Origin of the sequence: Tardiphaga sp. 866_E4_N1_4 (assembly GCF_052076075.1) — a bacterium.
GTDB classification, from domain to species: Bacteria; Pseudomonadota; Alphaproteobacteria; order Rhizobiales; family Xanthobacteraceae; genus Tardiphaga; species Tardiphaga robiniae.
Window position 1 is genome coordinate 6,496,951 of sequence record NZ_CP197242.1, and the last position, 20,212, is coordinate 6,517,162.

Sequence of the window (20,212 nt, forward strand, 5' to 3'; positions counted from 1 at the left end):
CGAAGCCCACGCGCGGTTCGTTTAGGATCTTCGCCAGAGGATCGTGTTTCGTCGTCGTCCGAGGGGATGCCGTCGGTTTGTGCCGGCGCTCGACGACCATGGCGCGCTCGGCATGGGCCGCGCGCGAACCGTGCTCTTCAACAAAGCCGATCCTGGGTTCGTCGAGCAGTTTGGACTGCCATGCTTTTGTATTCGTCATCCCGCCACTCTACCCGATCGCGTGCGCCCCCAAAAGCCCGCGGGCGAGGGCGGTGGAGACCGCACGCGCAACGCCGCCCCGAGCGGAGTATGATCGCCCCGGCGACGTTGGCTAAACACTGGGCCCTCAAATCCCCAGTTCAAATTGGTACGATGGACGTGGCTGAAAGGTTCAAGGGAGCCAAAGAAAAAACGCCCGCGGGTATCGAGCGGGTTATGGCGGTCTGCGGTTCGGCGATATGCCGCGAGACGTCGAGCATAGCCAAGACCCTACCAATGCAATGAAAACCCGCCGAGCTGCGCCGGCGGGTTTCTTCCGCCTACTGGCGATACGGCTCGTCAGGGAGTGGTCCGAGCGGCCCGCGGCGTCGCTGCAGGCGCAGCGGTCCTGGTTTTCTGGATTGCCTGGCTGACCGGTAATTGCAGCACGATTGCCTTCTGCCCGGGCGTCAGGTCTGTGACGAGAACAATCCTGCCATTTGAGAATTCCAGCGCGTCGTGGTGATTGTGATACTGGCCCATGTCAATTTGACGAAACCGGGCTAGTCGATCGTTGACGTTGCGGCGAAACACCCATCCATCGACTCGGGCGTTTTCCTCAAAAGCGATTTCGGTGCCAGGACGAAGGCATGCCGCAACGTTCGGATCGTCGAAGCTTGCGAACCCTTTAGTTGTCGTCGAAGGAAATTTTGCCGATACCAACCTATCCGCCACCTCGGCGAGACGGTTAGCGACCGCGTGCAGGCTTTAATCACACATGGATGCGCTCCTATGGACGGCCACCCAGCAATGTTGCAACATCCGCGAGCCCCGTTGGTTGCAGCACGAGGCAAAAAAGCAGCTGCGTAGACGATCGTAAGCGAAACGCTGTGACAATTCGGCGCTTCATCGGCTGGAGACATAGTCTGTGCCGTGAGGAGCTTGTCGGTTGTCCGCGGGCGCCGTTACGCGGACCGGTGAAGGACAGAGTCTAGCTTTGACCGACCTGACGACCACCACGAATGAAGATAACGGTGATATCGGCAGCGGCATTTTCGACTATGATCGGAGAAGCCGGGGAATCTCAATCGGGCCTTGAGACAATGGCATGAAGCCGGCGAGCTTACGGCGATCATCACGCGTCTGGCGTTCTATTTGGTTATGGCAAGGAGTGCCCGAATTAAATATGTCTTCTCGTTAAGTGAGAATCTGTGCGCTCAATTCACCGTTCGTTCGTGCCGCGGTATTTAATTCTCGCCCAAGCGATAAAAATAGCGAAAAACTAATCGTGAGCATTTTTGGCAGCAGCGTGCCGGTGCGTCATGCTGTCGCTCAAGAACTGTCCGAGTTGGGCTTGCCACGTAGAGGACAGCAGTGACAAGGTTTGGTTGTGCATACGACGCTCCGATATCACGCTTGGCGACGTTTACGGGCTGCGCATTACGCGCTCGGACTTGCCCGCTTGCCCTTTGGAGGCGCATTAGAACGCGCTGTTAACGAGTGGGAGATCGCGCAGGGATTTGGTGACAGCCCCAAAGAAAAGTCTGCGTGGGACGCCGAGTACAGCGACGGACGGTGGTCGTATATCGGACAGTTGCACGAGAACAGTCGCTAATGGACACTGATCGGTTACATGCATTCGTTCAAAGGCGGCGGCGAGTACCTAGATGTCGGTTGTGGGGATGGCGTACTATTCGAACGCTTTAAGTTGCTCGGTTATCAGCGCTATGTCGGAATCGATATTTCTGATGTAGCGATCGACAGGCTCTGCACTTATAACGACGATCGCACCAACTTCATACAAGCCGACGGCAACGTGCACGAGCCGACCGGTCGTTTCGATGTAATTGTCTTCAACGAATCTCTCTACTACTTACGAAATCTTATACGGTCGCTTGAGCGTTACGCGCAGTCGCTCAAACCGGGCGGTTCCATCATTATCTCAACGTACACCGCGTCGCGGCGATCACTTGCAGTGTTACGGGAGGCGAAGCGAGCATTCGAAGTCGTCGACGAGGCGAAGACCACTCAAGGACCTATGTCTTGGCTATGCACCGTACTTAAACAGTCAAGAGTCTAAACGCGGGTGTTGGCATTGTTCTCTATCCTCATGCTCGTATAGCGGCTCCCCGACCGGACATTCTTGTTTAGGCAGAACAAATATTCTGAACCGCCCCGGGTTGATCGAGCGCTCGAACTCCAATGGATGGAGGCAAGACGAGCGAGACGACGAATAAGTTTTCACCGGGGTCCGCGCAGGTGCGGTTCTGATGGTTCTGAGATCCTGCGCGATCGTCGCGCTGGCCGGCAGGGATATTCGATTGTAACCAGGGTCGGCAGCACGCCGCAGATGCTGCACGACGGGGTCATCTCCCGTTCCAGAGCCTTCTGCGCGTCGGCCATCACACGGAAGGCCGATCTCCTGACCGCTGCCGGTATCGTTTTTCTTCTTCGTCAACGATCTCGTGACGCTCGTAGGGGTGAGCCGATCTTCAAGGTCTTGCGGATCGCTCCGTCGACCGAGCAGGCCATGTTGCCAAAACGGCGAGCTTGCACGGTGCCGCGCGGTCTGCGCGGTGTCATCTGCGGCAAATCGGTCAGACCGCACCATGTCTGCTGGATCACGTCAACCGACAGTTCAAGGCGCCGAGGCCGAATGTCCTTTGGCTGACCGGCTTGTCTATGTCGCCTTTCGTGATCGACGCCTACGCGTTCTTCTTTGCCATCGCAGTGTGCCTAGCGCCTATTCCGTTCTTGTAACTGGGTGGCCATCACGTCAGCGACTAAGCAATGCACTTCAACCAGAAAAACGAAAACTATTGTATCGGAAACGGGGGCGTCTCTCGTCGCGAATTCAAATGCGGCAATTTCCACATCATTCGCAACTCGCACGGTGATGCATGATGCATCGGTGCAAATCTGAGTTCCTTCCGACGTCAGTCCTTTCAGGTCTGATCGGAAGTCTGGAAGCGCGCAGATCGCCCGCGCTTGGCTGGCGTTCGGCGCGTTCATGACCGTAGTGGGTTTTCCGTCGATATCGACTGTAAAAATACAAGGCAAAGCGATCTGCTCAATTGCTGTAAATACGCGGTGACAACATAGGTGCCGATATAGCCCAACAGGACGAGACCTTCCTCAAGCAGCGTCAGCTGCGCTGCGTCCCGAGGATCAAACCAACGAAACAGATGCCGAAGCTCCTTCTAATGACGATTCCGGGGGTAGTTGTCGATGGATGCTCGCGTCGCCATAGGAAGAGGGCGTTAAAATACTAGCCACTGATAATCGAGCTCCGTCGAAATGCGAATATTTGTTTCCCCACGACGGAACATTTCGCCTCCGCAGAAGCACTACGTAGGCCCCGGCCATTGCACAACTTTAATTAAAACGCTTTTTGTTCTGAAGTGGAAGTACTTAATGAGGGCTCAGTAAACGTGCTGCATTATATCGATACTGTTTCATCAAATTAAAGGGCGTTTTTAGTTGAGAGCTCTGGGGAGGTGGAACTCACCGCGGCGCGTTAAGGTATTTAGATAAAGTGATGAACAGGTCAGCTCCCCTACAGCAGAGAATAGTCAGCGCAAAGGAACTTTGAACCTAATCAAACAGCGCCTAGACCTATTCATGGGACGGACCATCGTCCGGTAGGAGGAGGCTATGAGTGTTTCGCTCAAGCAGCTGACGGCAATGGCGGACATCGTTGAATTGCTGGCGATGGAAACGAGGCAGCTGATCGCGCTACGTAAGATCATTGCAAGGCATTCCGCCGAGCACGTGATAGCAACTTCCTCGAGGACCGCTGCCCGGCCTCGTACAAAGGGCACGGCGAACCAGACCGCCCGCCGTGTCGCCTGCACCAAGGCTCGAATAGCCAGGCCGCCTGCATCGGCTTAATCTGTGGCGGGTTTTGACTCTGTGCTGGCGTGCGTGCTGCGAGAGCGAGCTAGGTCGCCTCGCTCGGTGCGACCTGCAGGAGCGCGTCCAGTTCAACATCCAAGCATCGCTGCCATGACGGTGGCTCAATCTTGTACAACCGATTAAGTCGGCGAGGGTCAAGTCGACTGTTGAGCGGCCGGATCGCCTTGGTTGGGTAGTCTACTGCCTTGATAGGTATGAGATCCTTTATCGCAAGATCCGCACCGCGCTGCCTCAGCCCGGCAACAATCGCTGTCGCGAAACCGTGCCAGCTTGTGACGCCTGTCGCTGTCACGTTGAGCGGGCCGCGGCTGTCCACGAAAGGATCGCCGGCGAGTTCCCGTTGAAGAATGGATGTGACGACGTCCGCGACGACCCGCGCCGATGTCGGCGCCCCGTACTGGTCGGAGACGATCCGCAATTCCTGCCGCTCACGAGCTAGGCGGGCTATCGTGCACAGGAAGTTACGTCCCTCTGAGGCATAGACCCATGACGTCCGCACAATCAGATGGCGGCAGCCGGCGTCGCGGATCGCCTGTTCGCCGGCGAGCTTGCTCGTGCCGTAGACTGACAGCGGCGCGGGGCGAGAGTCTTCAAGCCACGGCGCATGGCCGGAACCGTCGAATAGATAGTCCGTGGAAAAGTGGACGAGGGGCACACCATGAGCAGCGGCCCAGCGAGCCATGGCGCCCGGGGCGTCACCATTGATGCGAAGTGCCAGGTCGCGCTCGTCCTCGGCAAGATCCACTGCAGTATAGGCCGCGGGATTGACAATCAGCTGCGGCCGTAGCTGATCGAGAGCGGCGGCAATGGCTTCGGGATGCGACAGATCCAGTGCACGGCGGTCAACCGTCAGAAGATCACCGATCGCTGCAAGGGGGCGTTGTAATGCGCCGCCGACCTGTCCGGTGGCACCCGTCAACAGAATGCGCATTTCAGACTGATCCGTACTTTGGTAGCGCCGCCGTAATGTCCCTCAATCGAACGCCTGCTGCATCGCGCGCCGACAAGGTCGGCGCGTCGACGCCCCATTTGATGCCAATTTCCGGATCATTCCACGCGATGACGGTCTCGTTCTCCGGACTGTAGAACTCATCGCATTTGTAGAAGAAGTCTGCGCTTTCCGACAGAACCGCATAGCCGTGCGCAAAGCCCCGCGGCACCCAGAATTGCCGGCGATTTTCGTCTGTCAGGAGCGCGGTCACGTGACGTCCGAAGGTCGGGCTGCCAACGCGCACATCGACAGCGACGTCGAGTACCTCGCCGCGAAGTACGGTCACAAGCTTTCCCTGAGATCGGGGATTCTGTAAATGCAACCCACGCAGGACCCCGCGCACCGATCGTGACAGATTGTCCTGCAGAAAGGCGCGCCGAATGCCCGCGGGGGCGTAACGCTCCGTCTGAAACATTTCGAGAAAAAATCCACGTTGATCGCCATGCAGTTTAGGTTCGATGATTAGGACGTCCGGAATCTCTGTCGGGCTGACGTGCATCTGGATCAATCATCTCGTTGCCGGTGTCTAAGCTGCGCGATAGCGACCGGAACAGTACAGGAAATATTTAATTCACGGCAGTAAATTCAAATAAATCCACGAAGGAGCTGGATTTGGGCTCGTGGGCGAAAAGTCAGTGCGCGGCCCGGTCGGCAGCGGTTTTCCTTGTGCCGCTTGCCGGCGGATCAGCGTCTCGGGAATACCGGCTATCGTAGGCGGACCCGGCGTGACGCGGGAGGCTTCGCGGCCTGCCTTTGCCATACCGAGCTTGTCGGTCGGTTCTCTGCCCTGGCGACGCTTTCGCGAAGTTCATGGAGATTGCTCATGAGGTCCTGCATGTGGGCAGAAACATCAGCCAAACGCCGGGTCGCATCCGTAATACGCGTAAATGATTTCACGGTTGTCACCGATATGTAAACTCTGCTTATCGATCAATGAGTTAGCTATGAGTTAAATTTCTTGAACAGCGATATGTTGCACTGCAAGTTGTAATTACTGAATTCTCCCTAAGATATAAATGGAAATTTCTATTAATTCCTGGTCGACGGACGATAGAGTGACGATGTGGTATGGACGTCTCACCCATATGGAGTAATTCGCCCTGTCCTCAGATTTTCCCGGCGCGATATCGGCGCGAGAGCGACGCCAGAAAGCGTAAGGTACTTATTTTGGGAAACCAGCGCCTTTTCCGTTGGCTCGGCGCATGCGATCGCGCCGGCGCGCGGTGATGGCTTCTAAAATCGAGCAATCCCATCGGGAGCAAGAGGGAGCGGGTCTGCGGAAACCGAGCCTGCAGCAATTGGCGCCAGACCTGCAGTTTGGGCACCAGTCGCTTCGGATGGTGAGCCGGCCATCCCACGTCGAAGAGCGTTTTAAGGAGCAGCAATTGCGTTTCGACCGCATTCCGCACAAGGGCGCCCGATACCATCGTCATCAGGACATCCCATCGGATACCCTCGCTAGCGGTGTCGAACGCCCTCAGATCCAAGAGATGCCTGAGGTCGATACTGCCCGTCCAATAGCCGTAATCCTGGAACTGGTCGTGCATCACAAGCACCAGCGCCTGGAGTTCCGGGGAAGGGACCAGGGCATTGGCGGCGCCCAGGTGGATCATCCGCAACTGCGACCGAAGGCCGTCCCGTGCCTGATTGAGAAAGGAATGGCCGGGTAACTCGTTGTGCAAATCAATCATGCCGACGTCGAGAGGACGTTTGAGATCGGCGTACCATTTCTTGTGGCGTGCGTCGGTCTCGAACTCGACGCTGTATCCGATAGCCGCCAACGCGGTCATCGCAGTCTGGATCTGGTCGGGGCGCACGATCAGATCGAGATCGGACATCAATCTGAGTGCGCGATCGGACTGTCGGCTGGTCGCGAGCATCGCGGCTCCCTTGACGAGGAGCGGGGTTATCCCGACTCTATTAAGTGCGAGAACGGATTCCTCAAGTTGAGCGCTCAGGCGATCATTTCGGATCGCGTTCCGATCGTGCAACTCTTTGACATAGGCGGCAACGTCCTCGGGTATCGTGGCGCGATGCGATCTGACAAATGCGATTAATGCCGGCGTCGTCAAGGTGTGGTTCGCAAGGGCGATGAGGGCCGTCCAGTCGGCGCGCGGAGGAAATTCACCGCGGAAGCAGGCACAGAGAGGCAGCAAGGCGCGGCTAAAGTTTGCCATTGCGGAGATCGATTAGCTTGAGGGTCGCGTCCGCAGCCTCTGCGTAATGGAGAACAAACGACCGCGTGTGGGAGACCACGCTTTTCAGAGTCTGGAAGCCTTCGCTGGTCAGTTTGCCATGGGTAGCGAACGACGCGTCGATGATGCGCTTGATGGTGTCGAGCTCGCTCAACTCGGTCAGTACTGGCAGCGCGCATTCCGACGCGCGTTCGAGAAAGATGATCCAATCAATCTGAAGGGCTCCTTTGTGAAGGGTGGATTCCACATCGAGGTAGCGGACCGCAAGCCCATCCAGGCGGTCGTGGATCGGGACGCCATTCACATCGGGCCTAATTTCCTCGATCAGCGACCAGGAATTAGCTTTGAGTGTCGGCGAAAATGGTGCTCCCCGGATCGCGCCATCGGGGCTGATGGTCACGATATCGTCGGTCGAATATCCGAAGCCTGCATTTAGCAGATGCATCGTGAGTGTGCTTTTGCCGGTACCGGGGGGGCCGCTGATCAGCATGCCATGAGTACCAGACGTGACCGCGGCAGCGTGGAAGATGACGTCACGCGCGTCGCGGGCGAGCAAGAGACGCCCGATGATATAGGCTTTGAATGTGGGTGCGAGCTCGTTCGACGTGCAACTCAGAATCCTGCGGTCGTCGCGCATCACGATCGACATATTGCTGATCTGATAAACCGTGAAAGTCACTTGCGCGTCGCCAGTTGGGGCAGTCGTTGCGACGAAAAGCGACCGGAGGTGACGAAGGGTTTGAACATCCGATGCGCGGATTTCAATCAATGTCTGCCCGACGACTGCGTTGAAGCCGAAATCCGCGGCGCGGTGCGGGACAATCAATCCCGCAACCAGCCACTGATTGAGGGCATCCCGCACGCATTCGCGCGCGCCGGCCGGGCTCAGGCCACGGTCGATCAGTTGATTGGAGATGATTTCGAGTGGCGTGGCATCCAGCATGCTGCACCAGATGAAGGCCGCGACGTCATTGAGTTCGAATAGTTTCTGCTCGTCCTCGCTAAACAGCACGGGCAAATGGTCGACGAGCGCGAACGACGTACCGATGGACGGTCGAAGAATTCCGAAGGGCGACTGAGAACCTGGAGACGCGAAGTTCATAATGGACCGGATCGGTGGACGAAACTTCAAAGAGAGGAAGCAGCTTAATTCCCCCGCTTGACATTATATATAAACGGTAGTTAATTAAATCGCAATCGAATATAGAATTAAATGTAGGGCGCTTCCGATGGCAGTAGAAAAAAATCCCAGAGCCGAAGGCCTGAATCCCCCAGACGAGGATCGGCGCAAATTTCTCGCTGCATGCGGGAAATTCGCCGTAGTTACTCCGCCGGCGTTGACGATTCTGTTGTCGACATCGCTGAATTCGGAGGCCGTTGCGCGGTCGGGCGGCGGGCGTGATGGGCCGCCGCGCGATGGCCCGCCGCGAGGCGGCCGGGACCGTGACTTGCTCGAATGGCTGGAGCGGTTTCTGAGCAAGTTCTTCTGACCCGGCGCACAAACTTGCTGCCGCGTGTGAGCGCCCGTTCAGCGGCCTTTCTATTGAGCTGCGTTGCGCGGTGCGATCGCGTGGCGAAGCGCGACATACCGTGGCATTGGCCGGGCTTCCCACGACGCGCAATCGGTCGGTAGGCGCTGGAATGTCACGGCGTGCGTGGGCGCGAACCGAGCTTGCTGTTCCCGCGACTGCGCTGCCGTGCTCTTCTCACCAGGCACCGCACGATCAACCATTACAAGATTTCGTTGGGCACGGTTTGAACTGCATCTTCCGGCGAAGGGCAGCCGGATGGTTGAACAAAGAATCTCGGGTCAAATCGACTGGGACGAATCAGCGCTTTACTTCGACGCACGGCTCGGCGGCGGGTATATTGGTTGCCGCGTTCCACGACGCACGATCCACGCGATCGTCTCTTCAGCGACGCAACAGAGCGCAAGATCATGATCGATCGCTTCCCCGTTGTGGAGAAAAACTGGCACCGTTTTTCTTGCCAAACTATCCATAACGCGGAACGGCGACATGCTGGAACTGCTTCCGATGAAATCCGCGTTTAATCGTACGGCGGTGGATGTGAAATTGGGGCATTTTGAGAATGCCTGCACGGATTTGATCGTATCGGTCACATGTTCGTCAAAGGCTTGTTTTCTTTTCAAAGTATCATTTTCGCGTTGAACCTATTGATCGGTTGACAATCCAAATGGATATCGACCGAATTGGAAGGGGAGCGCCAGCCGATGCCGACGATTGCAACGTCCACCGATAGATTAGCCGTGTCGATTGTCTGCTTACGGAAGGGGAGGGAAGGGTTGGCGCGCTTGCCGCAGCCGCGGGACAGATTCACCATCAAGGCACGGATTGATATTTACGATGAGTTGATCAACAGCGTGGAAGAGATTGATCAAAGTCTTAGGCGGTTATCGTCGCATGCGCATCGCGGGCGGCCTATGGCGCCTATCGTCTAGTAATCACCGCGACGACGGCTTCTCATCAGCTACCAATTCATCAACGCTGTCACGGTCCCCTCTCTTGATCTTAAGTTCTTCAAGAACATGGCCCTTTTGCAGAGCGACGATCAGCCATCGGGGTTTCTTTCCCCGACCCGACCATGTCTCATTCGGCAAGGAGGGATTGAAGTACTTCGGCAGCACTTTGGGGTATTTGCGGCGCAAAGGACGATTTCGGAGGTCGTTGCCACGGCCGTCATTTCCGAAGGAGTCGGTCTGGTTCAATATCGCAAGCCTCTTTTCCAGTTCGCGCTTCTCCCCGAGAATGCGATCGGACAGAATCTTCGTGAGCTCTTCATGGATGGTCCAGAGCTCGTCGAATTGCAAAGCGTCCAAATCTGGCAGGTCTGGCTTGGACATTTATTTATCAACATCCTTAGTCGAAACGGATCAGCCCAGTGAGTCGCATGCGTGGAGGATATAATCCTTGGCGTGCCGTGATTAGTAACGCTAATTTGAGCCAGCATTATAATAGCGCAGCATTTTAATATTATCTATAAAAATCTCCGCTTATTTTAATGGGTTGTATATTTAAATAGATAATTGGACAAGCTCTTGATGCGATTAACTCGACCGCACAGGGCCGGCGACCCATCCGGCGCCAGCTCCCATTCGTCTATCCAAGCGCCCAGGGAATTCGTGTGCACATGTCCCTGACAATGATTTCGGCGCTTCTCGGGAAAGCTCAATGTTTCTATGCGGTTGGCTTTATACCGAGATTTATCTTGCATACTCGCGGCCCGATAATTCTCAATTGGGGCTTGTTAGACTCGGCGAATAGCCTTATTTCGGGAATTATTGTTGCTGTAATACGACGCTTGCTAGATACCGAATTAGGGCGAAATCTGATGTCTACGAAGAAACTAGAGCTGGAGTCTATGTCGGTTGACGACCTATGGTCGCTTCACGAAAAGATCAGCAGAATCTTGTCGACCCGGATAACGTCTGAAAAACAAGAACTTGAGAAGCGCCTCGCAGTTCTGAACCGTGGGCGAAATGCGATAGGCGGCAGCGATTCGGTCGGCTCTTTTGATGCGCATGATAAAGTTAGGAGGAAATATCCGCGGGTGTTTCCCAAGTACCGGAATCCGGCCACACCGTCCGAGACCTGGTCCGGTCGGGGCAAGCAGCCGCGATGGTTGGTCGCAGCAATCAAATCGGGTCGCAAGATTGACGATTTTCGCATTCGTGACGAAGCGATTGCTAAAGGGCGGCGCCAGCGAGCCTGATTTCAGTTAGCGTTTCTGTCAGCGGCCGTACTCAGACATTAACCAACCGCCGAGTTTTCCGCCTGCTTTTTTCAGAACGGCCCTATGTTTGCTTCGGTTCGTCACCGGAGAATGTAGATGGCCCATTCCGATTGGCATCGGGTTCGAATCGAATTGACGGCTCCTCGGAATAACGGATCCGCGACTGCGGAGCATGCCAAAGCCGAGCCGGACCATCGTCCATTGCAATCTATTTCTGATACTGAAAGCAACGACGCGTTGCTTGAGCATATCGCTCTAGCGCTTGCCGACCGCGTTGATCCGTCCATTTGAAGCCGGTTCGGTCCTGCAGCTCCTGGGCCTTAGAGGGCGTTTCGCCCGCGGATCAGCTCGATCGGCGTCTGCAGGAGGATCATAAGGTCGAGGCCCAGGCTCCAATTGTCGATATAGTGCAGATCTTGTTTCACGCGTCGTTCGATCGAAGCGGCCGTCGGCGTTGGACCACGGAAGCCCTTGATCTGGGCGAGGCCGGTCAGCCCGGGTTTCACTCTGCGCCGATAGGCATAGTTGCGGATCGCCTTGTCGAATTCATTGTCGTGGGCAATGGCATGAGGTCGTGGCCCCACAACGGACATACTGCCCTCGAGCACATTGATAAGCTGCGGAATTTCGTCGATACTCGTTCTGCGCAGCCATCCGCCGAGACGCGTAAGTCGCGTGTCTTTGGCCTTCGCTTGGACGATGGTCGGCCCATCTTCAAGAACCGACATGGTTCGAAATTTGTAGATCGTGAATCGACGGCCGTTAAACCCGCAGCGTTGTTGCTTGAATAGGACTGGACCGCGAGATTCGAGTTTGATGGCAATCGCGACGATCAGAAGCAAAGGCGACAGGGCCGCAAGCACTGTGGCTGACAGGCATATATCCAAGGTGCGCTTTGCGAACAGCTTCGCCGGTGACAACGGCACATGCTGGAGTTCGACGCAACGCGCGCTGCCGAGCTCCGTGGAGGGTCTGTAGAAGAGGTCCGAGCTAGCCCCCGTTGGGACCAGCCTAACGCGCAGTGGCAGCACCCTGAGGGCCGCAACGACACGCCTCAGACGCAGCCAGTGGTCAGGGCTGACGCCAAAGAAGATCTCGCGGATTTCGGCGTCGCGGGTCTGGTCGATGATTTTTTCGATCAGCTCTTCCTGCCGACGTTGGGACGAGCGAGACAGGGGCACTTTAAAGTGTTTCTCGACAAAGAAGCCGAGATCGCTCAGCGTGTTGACGAGGTCGCAGCCAGCTTCGTCGGTGATCAGGACAATCTTGCGGCCTGAGAAGCGCCGCTCTGCGATCCCCTTTCGCAACGCGTCGCGGAGTAGCACGCGTTGGCCGATCAAGGTTGTCAGCCCGATGACCCCAAAGAGGAGTGCGAAATCCCAGGGGATTTCACCTTTCATTTGCAGGGTGAAGGTGGTGGCGACGAGGAGCCCGAACACACCAAGCCAGATTGCGCAGACGGCGCGAACTTGAGTCTGCAGTTCGAGCAGCGCCTTGGGCAGATAAATGTTGAAGGATTTCGCAACTGCAGCGAACACGACCGAAGTCGGTAGGGCCACGCCGGCCAGCCGCGTAATTTCCTGCGGCGTTCCGAGCAAAAGCATGTGCGCTAATGCAGCAACAAAGCTCGCGACAAAGATCGTCGCGATATCAGCCAGCAGCGCCAGTAACTCGACTGAATCGTACTGAACCGGCCACTTTTTGTCCCGGGGCGGAGTGCTGGTAAGCCCCCCAATGGACGCAGCGTGGAACTCTAGGCGTCGCCTCAACGTATGCATGACTGCCGCCGATTATTATAAATTAAACTATTAAATATAATTCTCCGAGAGGAGTTAATTTGCAAGGAATTTATTAAATATATCGACGTAAAATTAAATGTTTTGGGCCATTCCGGCGCGGGCTTAGGTAAGCTTGGCGCGGAGAACGGTCAGATAACCGGGCTCGACCGGAGTGACGGCCTGCTCGACCAGACGCTTGCCCGCTGAGGACGCCGATCGATAGGCAGCGATCAGGGCAGGACGCAGCTCAGGCGACCGCGTGAGCACGAACCGGATGTCGCGGCGTACCATGTCAGCGAGTTCATCGTCTCCGGCGATTTCATTCGAGCGTAGCGCCTGTGCCAGTCGCAAAGGCAGCAGTCCGGCCTGATCGGGTGTTGTGTAGTACGACATTTTTAGCAGCGCGCCGACATTGCAGGCCTGCATCTTCAATCGTTCGCAGGTGGAAGCCAGCATCAGCCACGCGTCCCCGCGGTGAGGCGCGTAGTGCAAAGTCTTGAGCAGACTCACCAAGGCTCTGGCGCTTCGGTCGCCGCTTTCCTCAAGCTCTAAAGCCTGGTCGGTCCACAGCATGCTTGCATACGTGAATGCGCTCTCTGCCCACAGGTCACCTCGCACGGCCGCCAGGACCGCAGACCTGTTTGCCCTCTCCTGATCTAGTCGTGCGACGGTGGCATGCCGCTGATCACTAGGGAAGCCGATTTGGGCCGGGCGAGAAACTTCGGGCAACAGGATCCAGGCCCCATGTGCTGTCAGGAGCAGTCCGAGCGCCGCCATTGCGCCATAACGGCACCAATTGAACGAGCGGGGTTCCGGCGTTGCAGCGGACGATTGTCGCGGTGCGGAGACGGCGGGCGCCGAGGATGTCTCGCCCTTGCTCTGGGCGACGGCAAGCCCGAGCGTGGCGCTCAGGATGACTGATGACGCAAGCGAGAATCCTCCTCCGGTCGACAATGCCGAGATGAGCAGCGCGGCGATACAGCCGGCCCCTGCAGCGGAGTAAACGAAGTCCCGGCCGCGTTGCAGAGCGCCTCTCAGCAGGATGGCCGCCCATGTTACGGCGATAAGCACCATCAACCACAGAAACGGTCGCCCCATTTCGATCGTCACCGTCGCGGCAGCCGAAATGTCCGGGGCAGGGATCGCTGGCCAGTCACCATAGATTGGCGCAAGCGCAGTAAGCGTTCCGGCGCCGACGCCCAGTGGTCTGGCGTCGTCGGTCATCCGGGTAATCAGCTCATTTTCGGCGCGACCAGGCATGAATGCAATGAAGGCTGCAACCGCAAGCGCGAGTACGGCGGCGGTTCCGGCTTGCCCCCAGGCACCGAGACGACCTTTGCGAATAACAAGGACAGCCAGCAGGAGGCCCGCACCAAACAGGGCAGCAAACAGTGCGGTGGGATCTCCGCTGGACACCACCGAAGCTAGATTGATGAGCGATGCCGCGAGTGCAGCTGCGACCTCGATGGCGACGGATGCGCTGAGCTTCCTGCTTTGCGATCGGCTTGAGCGCGATCGCTCATATCCCCGGACGATCGCCGCAGCGGTCAGAACGAAACCGAATATGCTGATGGTCCCTGCGGTGCTTTGCGCCGCCGGCGGAAGAAAATGAAACGCTTCCGGCGGTGACAATGAACTTGCGATCCGCACCAGCGACACCAATGTTGCGATCGCTGCCAGCACCGACAAGAGCATTTCGGCACGCCGACGATATTTCCCGATGAGAACCGCGAGCAGGCCGATCGCGAAGATGCAGGTCAGGCGGCAAATTGCCAGCACGGTCATCCCGGTATCGATCGTGACAGAGCCGGCCGGCTTTTCTCCTAAGGCTGCGGCGGCGCTGCTCCAGATCGGATTCATCAGCGGGCCGCCCGGCATTGGCACGATCTGAATGAGCATGACAAAAAGGACGCCGGCAAGCCCGACCAGAATAACGGGACTTACAAGGCGCGGCAGTCTGTGTTGGTCTCCAAAAAGGTTTGTGACGGCAACAATGACAGTGCAAACCGCGGCGACGATCGAGACGATGCCGCCAGCGACGACGTTCTCGAAAAACAGCAGCGCCGGGACGGAAACGATCAGGCCGCAGTACAGGAGAAATACAACGGTCGCACTCATGCCCGCTCCGTGAATCTAAATGAGACCGGCGGGTTTGCTCGCCATATTATTTAATAATTAAATGTATATAATACGAAATAATGGGCGTGCGCAAATCCGGGCGGACAATTGGTCCGCTCGGTAAGCACTGAAAACCATGATCTGGATAGAAACCCTGACTAGCGTGCGACGGTGATCGGAGTCGGCGTGGTGATAATCGTCGATGCACCGCCGTTGATCGCAGCCTTCAGCGCGTATCCGTTGGTCGCATAAAGGATCGGGTCATTCGCGGTCGCCATGATGGTGCGCAGGAAGATCAAGAACTTGGTCGTTTCGACTGAAGCCGCGTTCGAGACGAAAATCACGTCCTTGTTGCGAATCTCAAACGACTGCGTAAGAAAATACCCTCCGGGATCCCGAAGATTGGCTGAATAGATCACGGGCACGATGGGGCCCTCGAAACGAGAGACGTCGACGCCGATCTGGCGGGCGACGTCCTTGGTTTCACCCCGATAGAGGAATATCGAGCCCGGATCTGCCTGATTGTCGGTCAGGCCGCCGACTTTGCCCACCGCCTCCGCGAGCGAAATGCGCCATGCGTCGAACTTGAACTGCCCCTGATTGCCAGCGGCGCCGAAAGCGACGAAGGTCTGCGCTTGGTTGTATAGATAGACGACGTCGGCCGGGAGCACAAAGATGTTGTTGGCAGGCTCGTAGACGAGCGCACCGAACGGGACGCTCGCCCTATGACCCTGGCGCTCCAAGGTGACCCACATATCGTATCCCTGTGAGGCGGGACCTCCTGCGCGGGCGATGACGTCGACAATACGCTCCCCCGAGGGGCTAGCCGGAAAACGGCCCGAAGCTTTCACGTCGCCCAGGACGCTGATCAGCGACGTTCGCTGCTCAACCACTGACACCACGACCTGCGGTTCGATCGCGCGGTTCTTCAGCGCATCGACGATCGTGCGTTGCACCTCAGCTGTGGTACGCCCACTCGCTCTAATCGCTCCGGCATAGGGAACAGTGATGTTGCCGCCGTCGTCAACGGCCTGATTCGGAATGACTACAAAGTTGCCCGGCCGAACGCCGGCCTCCGCAGGAATGAACAAGCCGCCGGCGGCCGCCTCGAAAATCGTCACGCTGACGATGTCACCGATGCCAAAGCGGAAAGCCCTGGGCGGCGCCCGGTTAGCGAAGGCAGTGGACAACCGTGGGGTGAATCGTCCCAATATCTCAACAACTTCGGGGTTCAGACGCACAAACGCATAGGGAAGGCTATCGGGCTCGGCGTTCCGGCCGGACCTGATATCCATGCCCTGTGGTCCGCTGGCCGGCATGATAGAACAGCCCCCGCCGACCAACGAAAGGATTGCGATCGAAAGTATCGCCAGATGATTCCGAAAAATGTTCAGGAGAGCCCCCAACGACGCGACTTACTCGGGGCGTAGACTCGCATTACTGGTCGATTCAAACTAGTAAGTTATTGTTCGCTTTTAAATAGAGATTCGCAGTGTTGCCCCCCGGCCACATGAAATTACGCGAATTCCCGTACAGCGCCCCTCAGCTACCCTGATCGGCATAGCCGTACCGGCCGTAGTGCTCGGTATTATAATAGTCGCTGTGATAACTGTCATAGCGATTCAGCAAGTTCATGTCGGTCTTGTTGAGTACCGCGCCGAGGATGGCCTCGTTCACATTCGGCGCCGTGTGCAGCGCATGCTGGACCACGTCGATCTTGGTGCGACCCCATTCCACCACCAGCACGAAACAATCCACCAGCATCGTCGTCGCCCGGACGTCGACGATGGGAGCGAGCGGCGGTAGGTCAACGATGACATAATCGTAGCTGGTCCTGAGCTTGTCGAACAGCGCCCGGGTCGGCTCTGCCGAAAGCAGCTCGCTGGTGTGAAATAGCGGGCCCTTCTTCGCGATGGGCAGCAAATTAAGCCCGGTGCTCTTGTCGTGCCAAGTGACTTCCTCGAGTTGCTTGGCGCCGGAGATGATCTCGATCAAGCCGCTGGTGGCTGTGGGCGCGAGGTTCATGGAGAGAGACGGGTTCCGCAGGTCGCAGTCCACCACGATGACGCGCTTGCCGGCATGGGCGATCAGCTGGGCTAGGGAGGCGGCGATCGTCGATTTGCCCTCATTTGGCAGCGACGAAGTGATGCCGACGATTTTGTTCGCCGAGAGGCTCTGGTTGAGGTCGATCGCCAGTTTGATGGCACGAATGGACTCGGCAAAGCGCGAGAGCGGCATCGTCGTCGCTGCCCAATAGGCCGCAGAGCGCCGCGAGATCATCCGGCTATCGTTGCCGGGCGGCGCAGGCACGCTCGCCGATGCGGGCGGAGAGAGGTCCGTGAGCAGGGGCACCAGCGACAGGCATGGCAGGCGCAGCGCGGCCTCCAGCTGCGCCGAGGTACGGAATACACGGTCCATCACGTCTCGCAGCAGGCCAAGGCCGACGCCGAGGCCGACGCCGGCCGCAAGGCCCATAGCGAGGATGAGTGACGATTTCGGCTTGCTTTTACTGGGCGGCGGCGAGGCCGAGGCGATGATGCGGGCGTTAGCGCTCGGGAACGACTCCTGTTGCACCGAGCCCATATAGCGCTGCAAGAAGCTATCATAGAGGTTGCGATAGCTCTTCGCGCTGGTCTCGAGCTCGCGCATAGTCAGCTCTGCGGAATTGGAGCCGCGCGAACGCGACACGGCGGATGCGAGCTGGTCTTCAATCTGCTTTTGCTTTTGCTTGGCAATTTCGTAGTCGCTGCGGCTGGTCTCCGCGAGGCGGCGGACTTCGTCCACGATCGAGGTGCGGATGTCGCGCATGCGGTTACGCAGGTTGATGACGGCGAGGTGGCTCTTGCCGAAGCGCACTGACCAGTCGGCTTCGCGTCGCGCAAGATCGAGATATTGCTGGCGGAGCGTATTGATGATGCCGCTGGCCAGCACTTCCGAGCCCGGCGCATCGATCCCGGTGAGGGTCAGGCTGTCCGGTAAGATGGCGTGTATCACCTCGTCGAACCGGTTCAGCCGCGCCACGCTGTCCGACGTCAGGGCCCGGGCCGCGACGAGCCGGCTGTTGAGTTCGGCGATCTGTTGGTCGTCGATCAGCTTGCCGTCGCTGACGACGATGTTGTTCTCCGCTTTGAAGGCGTTGACGGCGCGTTCAGCGGTCAGGGCCTGCTGGCCGAGTTCGCGCAGCCGGTCCTGCAGCCAGGCGGTGGCGTTCTTGTTCGCCTCGAATTTCGCATTCAACTGGTCGAGTATATAGGTGTCGGCCACGGCGTTGGCGATTTCGGCCGCCCGCACGGCGGTGCTGGCATTGTAGCTTAGCTCGATCACATTGCTCATACCCACTCGCGTGGCGGAGAGGCGATCGCCGAAAGCGAGCGCGAGTTGGTCGGCCGTGGCTGCCTTGTCTGCGTTCTCGTCCAGCGGCGCCATGGATAGCCAGCTGCGCATCTTGCGGAAGAAAGCATGCATGCGGGCCGAAGAGGGCTTGAACTCGGCATCGTCATAGAGCTTCAGCTTCTGTATGACCGACGTCGCCACGGCCTTGGACTTCAGGACCTGAAGCTGGGTCTCGATCTGCACGGAATCGATATTGGCCTCGGCCAGCAACGACTGCTGCTGGAAGAACGGAGCCTTCTCGTTGATGAGCAGGATCTTGACCTGCCCGGTGTAGGTGGGGATCGCCGTCTTAACATAGATGCCGGCAATTGTGGCCGTCAGGATCGTGGAGAAGATGATGACGGCGTATTGGCGTCTGAGCACGCCTGTAACGAATTCGATCAACTTGCCAGCGGCGCCGCCACCGGCGCCGTCTCCGCTGGGAGGGCCGTCGAACAGCGGCATTATCCGTTCCGTCTGTAGAATGTTGCTTTGAAGCATCGGAAGCCCACCAAACCCCTGCAAAGTGTAGAGGAAGAACTGCGTTCATATTGAATATACCGGTTTCGCCCTCAGCGACCGGCATTCGATCCCGCCGATATTTAATATCATTATTTAGAATAAAGAAAGCGGTTGCAAAAATTAAATATCTATAATTTAATTCGGATGTCGCGAAGACTCTTGGTTAATTCTATCTCGCTCTTATCTGATTGATTTGTCGAGATAGTTTGACATATCTGCTTTGCGGGACGTTTCGTGCGTTTTAAGATCTTCGCTTAAATTTAAAGTGGGGCGTTGCATGCGTGTATTGGTAACAGGCGGTGCCGGATTTATCGGATCGGCCGTATGTCGTCAGCTCGTGCTGGAGCACAGGGCCGACGTCATGAATATCGACAAGCTGACCTATGCGTCCAATCTTCGGTCGCTCGACCCAGTCGCGGGCCACCCCTGCTACAGATTCCAGCGCCTCGACATCTGTGACCGTCACGGACTCGACCGGGTGCTCGCGAGCTATCAGCCCGACGCGGTCATTCATCTCGCTGCAGAGAGCCATGTCGACCGCTCGATCGCGGGGCCGTCGGAATTCATCCAGACGAATGTGGTCGGCACCTATACTCTGCTTGAGGCCGCGCGCGAATATGTCTCGGGGCTGCGAGGCGAGCGTCAGGCGAATTTCCGCTTCATCCATGTCTCCACCGACGAGGTGTACGGATCTCTCGGCGAGACAGGGCTGTTCGTCGAAACAACACCCTACGCGCCGAGTTCGCCCTATTCGGCAAGCAAGGCTGGGTCCGACCACCTCGCTCACGCCTGGTATAAGACTTACGGCCTGCCGGTGATTGTCTCAAACTGCTCGAACAATTACGGGCCCTATCAGTTTCCCGAAAAGCTGATTCCGCTGATGATCCTCAACGCCATCGAAGGGCGACCGCTGCCGGTATACGGCACCGGTGCGAATGTCCGTGACTGGCTCTACGTGGAGGATCACGCAGAGGGGTTGATCCGCCTGCTGACCCACGGCCGGGCCGGCGAGAGCTACAATTTCGGTGGCAGTAGTGAGCGCAGCAATCTCGACGTCGTTAACCGCATCAGCGAAATCTATGACGAGATCGCAGCGCCGGCGCTGCCGACCAGCTCGCTCATTACTTTCGTGCAGGATCGTCCGGGTCACGACCTGCGCTACGCCATCGACGCCGGCAAGGCGCATCGCGAACTTGGCTGGAAGCCGCGCAAGACCTTTGAGGAGGGGCTGCTGGCGACGGTCGCGTGGTACGTGAGCAATAGCGCATGGTGGGCCGTGCTGCGCTCCGGCGTCTATGACGGCAAACGGCTAGGTCTGCTTAGCGCATGATGCTCGTCTTCGCCGCGAAACGCCCGAGAAACGCCCGAGCGCCTTGCGCGCGGCGAACCGA

General features: G+C 57.6%; 15 protein-coding genes. 5 read left to right on the forward strand and 10 right to left on the reverse strand.

Features of this window, described 5'->3' with window-relative positions; genetic code table 11:
- Window positions 1-537: 537 nt before the first annotated feature.
- Complete coding sequence (locus AB8B20_RS31145; RefSeq protein WP_439070934.1) at window positions 538-900, reverse strand: hypothetical protein; 363 nt, start codon at window positions 898-900, stop codon at window positions 538-540.
- Window positions 901-1,810: 910 nt separating this feature from the next.
- Between AB8B20_RS31145 and AB8B20_RS31150 the strand changes: the two genes are divergently transcribed.
- Together AB8B20_RS31150 and AB8B20_RS31155 are read left to right on the forward strand one after the other, a co-directional pair.
- Window positions 1,811-2,257, forward strand: coding sequence for a class I SAM-dependent methyltransferase (locus AB8B20_RS31150; RefSeq protein WP_439070935.1), 447 nt, complete (start codon window positions 1,811-1,813; stop codon window positions 2,255-2,257).
- Between the two features lie 1,574 nt (window positions 2,258-3,831).
- Window positions 3,832-4,068: a hypothetical protein gene (locus AB8B20_RS31155; protein ID WP_439070936.1), complete on the forward strand. Its 237-nt coding sequence runs from the start codon at window positions 3,832-3,834 to the stop codon at window positions 4,066-4,068.
- A gap of 49 nt (window positions 4,069-4,117) precedes the next feature.
- On the opposite strand, the gene rfbD is transcribed toward AB8B20_RS31155, so the two are convergent.
- From rfbD to AB8B20_RS31180, 5 genes are all read right to left on the reverse strand, one after another.
- Window positions 4,118-5,023 carry a dTDP-4-dehydrorhamnose reductase gene (gene rfbD / locus AB8B20_RS31160; RefSeq protein ID WP_439070937.1) on the reverse strand — a complete coding sequence of 302 codons (906 nt, stop codon included), beginning with the start codon at window positions 5,021-5,023 and terminating at the stop codon, window positions 4,118-4,120.
- Between the two features lies 1 nt (window position 5,024).
- The gene (gene rfbC, locus AB8B20_RS31165) at window positions 5,025-5,582 is read right to left on the reverse strand and encodes a dTDP-4-dehydrorhamnose 3,5-epimerase (protein WP_439072989.1); all 558 of its coding nucleotides are present in this window, start codon (window positions 5,580-5,582) and stop codon (window positions 5,025-5,027) included.
- A gap of 607 nt (window positions 5,583-6,189) precedes the next feature.
- Window positions 6,190-7,260: a nucleotidyltransferase family protein gene (locus tag AB8B20_RS31170; protein ID WP_439070938.1), complete on the reverse strand. Its 1,071-nt coding sequence runs from the start codon at window positions 7,258-7,260 to the stop codon at window positions 6,190-6,192.
- Complete coding sequence (locus tag AB8B20_RS31175; RefSeq protein ID WP_439070939.1) at window positions 7,247-8,380, reverse strand: PqqD family peptide modification chaperone; 1,134 nt, start codon at window positions 8,378-8,380, stop codon at window positions 7,247-7,249. The genes AB8B20_RS31170 and AB8B20_RS31175 overlap by 14 nt, the downstream gene beginning before the upstream one ends.
- A 1,362-nt stretch (window positions 8,381-9,742) precedes the next feature.
- The gene (locus AB8B20_RS31180) at window positions 9,743-10,141 is read right to left on the reverse strand and encodes an H-NS histone family protein (protein WP_439070940.1); all 399 of its coding nucleotides are present in this window, start codon (window positions 10,139-10,141) and stop codon (window positions 9,743-9,745) included.
- A gap of 488 nt (window positions 10,142-10,629) precedes the next feature.
- On the opposite strand from AB8B20_RS31180, the gene AB8B20_RS31185 reads away from it, so the two are divergent.
- Complete coding sequence (locus AB8B20_RS31185; RefSeq protein ID WP_439070941.1) at window positions 10,630-11,010, forward strand: H-NS histone family protein; 381 nt, start codon at window positions 10,630-10,632, stop codon at window positions 11,008-11,010.
- Between the two features lie 117 nt (window positions 11,011-11,127).
- Window positions 11,128-11,322 (forward strand): hypothetical protein, encoded by a 195-nt coding sequence (locus AB8B20_RS31190; RefSeq protein WP_439070942.1) that lies wholly within the window; start codon window positions 11,128-11,130, stop codon window positions 11,320-11,322.
- 29 nt (window positions 11,323-11,351) lie between these two features.
- Here AB8B20_RS31190 and AB8B20_RS31195 read toward each other — a convergent pair whose 3' ends face one another.
- The 4 genes from AB8B20_RS31195 to AB8B20_RS31210 form a co-directional block, all read right to left on the reverse strand.
- The gene (locus AB8B20_RS31195; RefSeq protein WP_439070943.1) at window positions 11,352-12,809 is read right to left on the reverse strand and encodes an undecaprenyl-phosphate glucose phosphotransferase; all 1,458 of its coding nucleotides are present in this window, start codon (window positions 12,807-12,809) and stop codon (window positions 11,352-11,354) included.
- Window positions 12,810-12,932: 123 nt separating this feature from the next.
- Window positions 12,933-14,927: a hypothetical protein gene (locus AB8B20_RS31200; protein ID WP_439070944.1), complete on the reverse strand. Its 1,995-nt coding sequence runs from the start codon at window positions 14,925-14,927 to the stop codon at window positions 12,933-12,935.
- A 158-nt stretch (window positions 14,928-15,085) separates the two neighbouring features.
- The gene (locus AB8B20_RS31205; RefSeq protein WP_439070945.1) at window positions 15,086-16,222 is read right to left on the reverse strand and encodes a polysaccharide biosynthesis/export family protein; all 1,137 of its coding nucleotides are present in this window, start codon (window positions 16,220-16,222) and stop codon (window positions 15,086-15,088) included.
- A 247-nt stretch (window positions 16,223-16,469) separates the two neighbouring features.
- Window positions 16,470-18,764, reverse strand: coding sequence for a polysaccharide biosynthesis tyrosine autokinase (locus AB8B20_RS31210; RefSeq protein ID WP_439070946.1), 2,295 nt, complete (start codon window positions 18,762-18,764; stop codon window positions 16,470-16,472).
- Between the two features lie 334 nt (window positions 18,765-19,098).
- Between AB8B20_RS31210 and rfbB the strand changes: the two genes are divergently transcribed.
- Window positions 19,099-20,151, forward strand: a complete 1,053-nt coding sequence (rfbB, locus tag AB8B20_RS31215) for a dTDP-glucose 4,6-dehydratase (RefSeq protein WP_439070947.1) — start codon at window positions 19,099-19,101, stop codon at window positions 20,149-20,151.
- The last annotated feature ends 61 nt before the right edge of the window (window positions 20,152-20,212 follow it).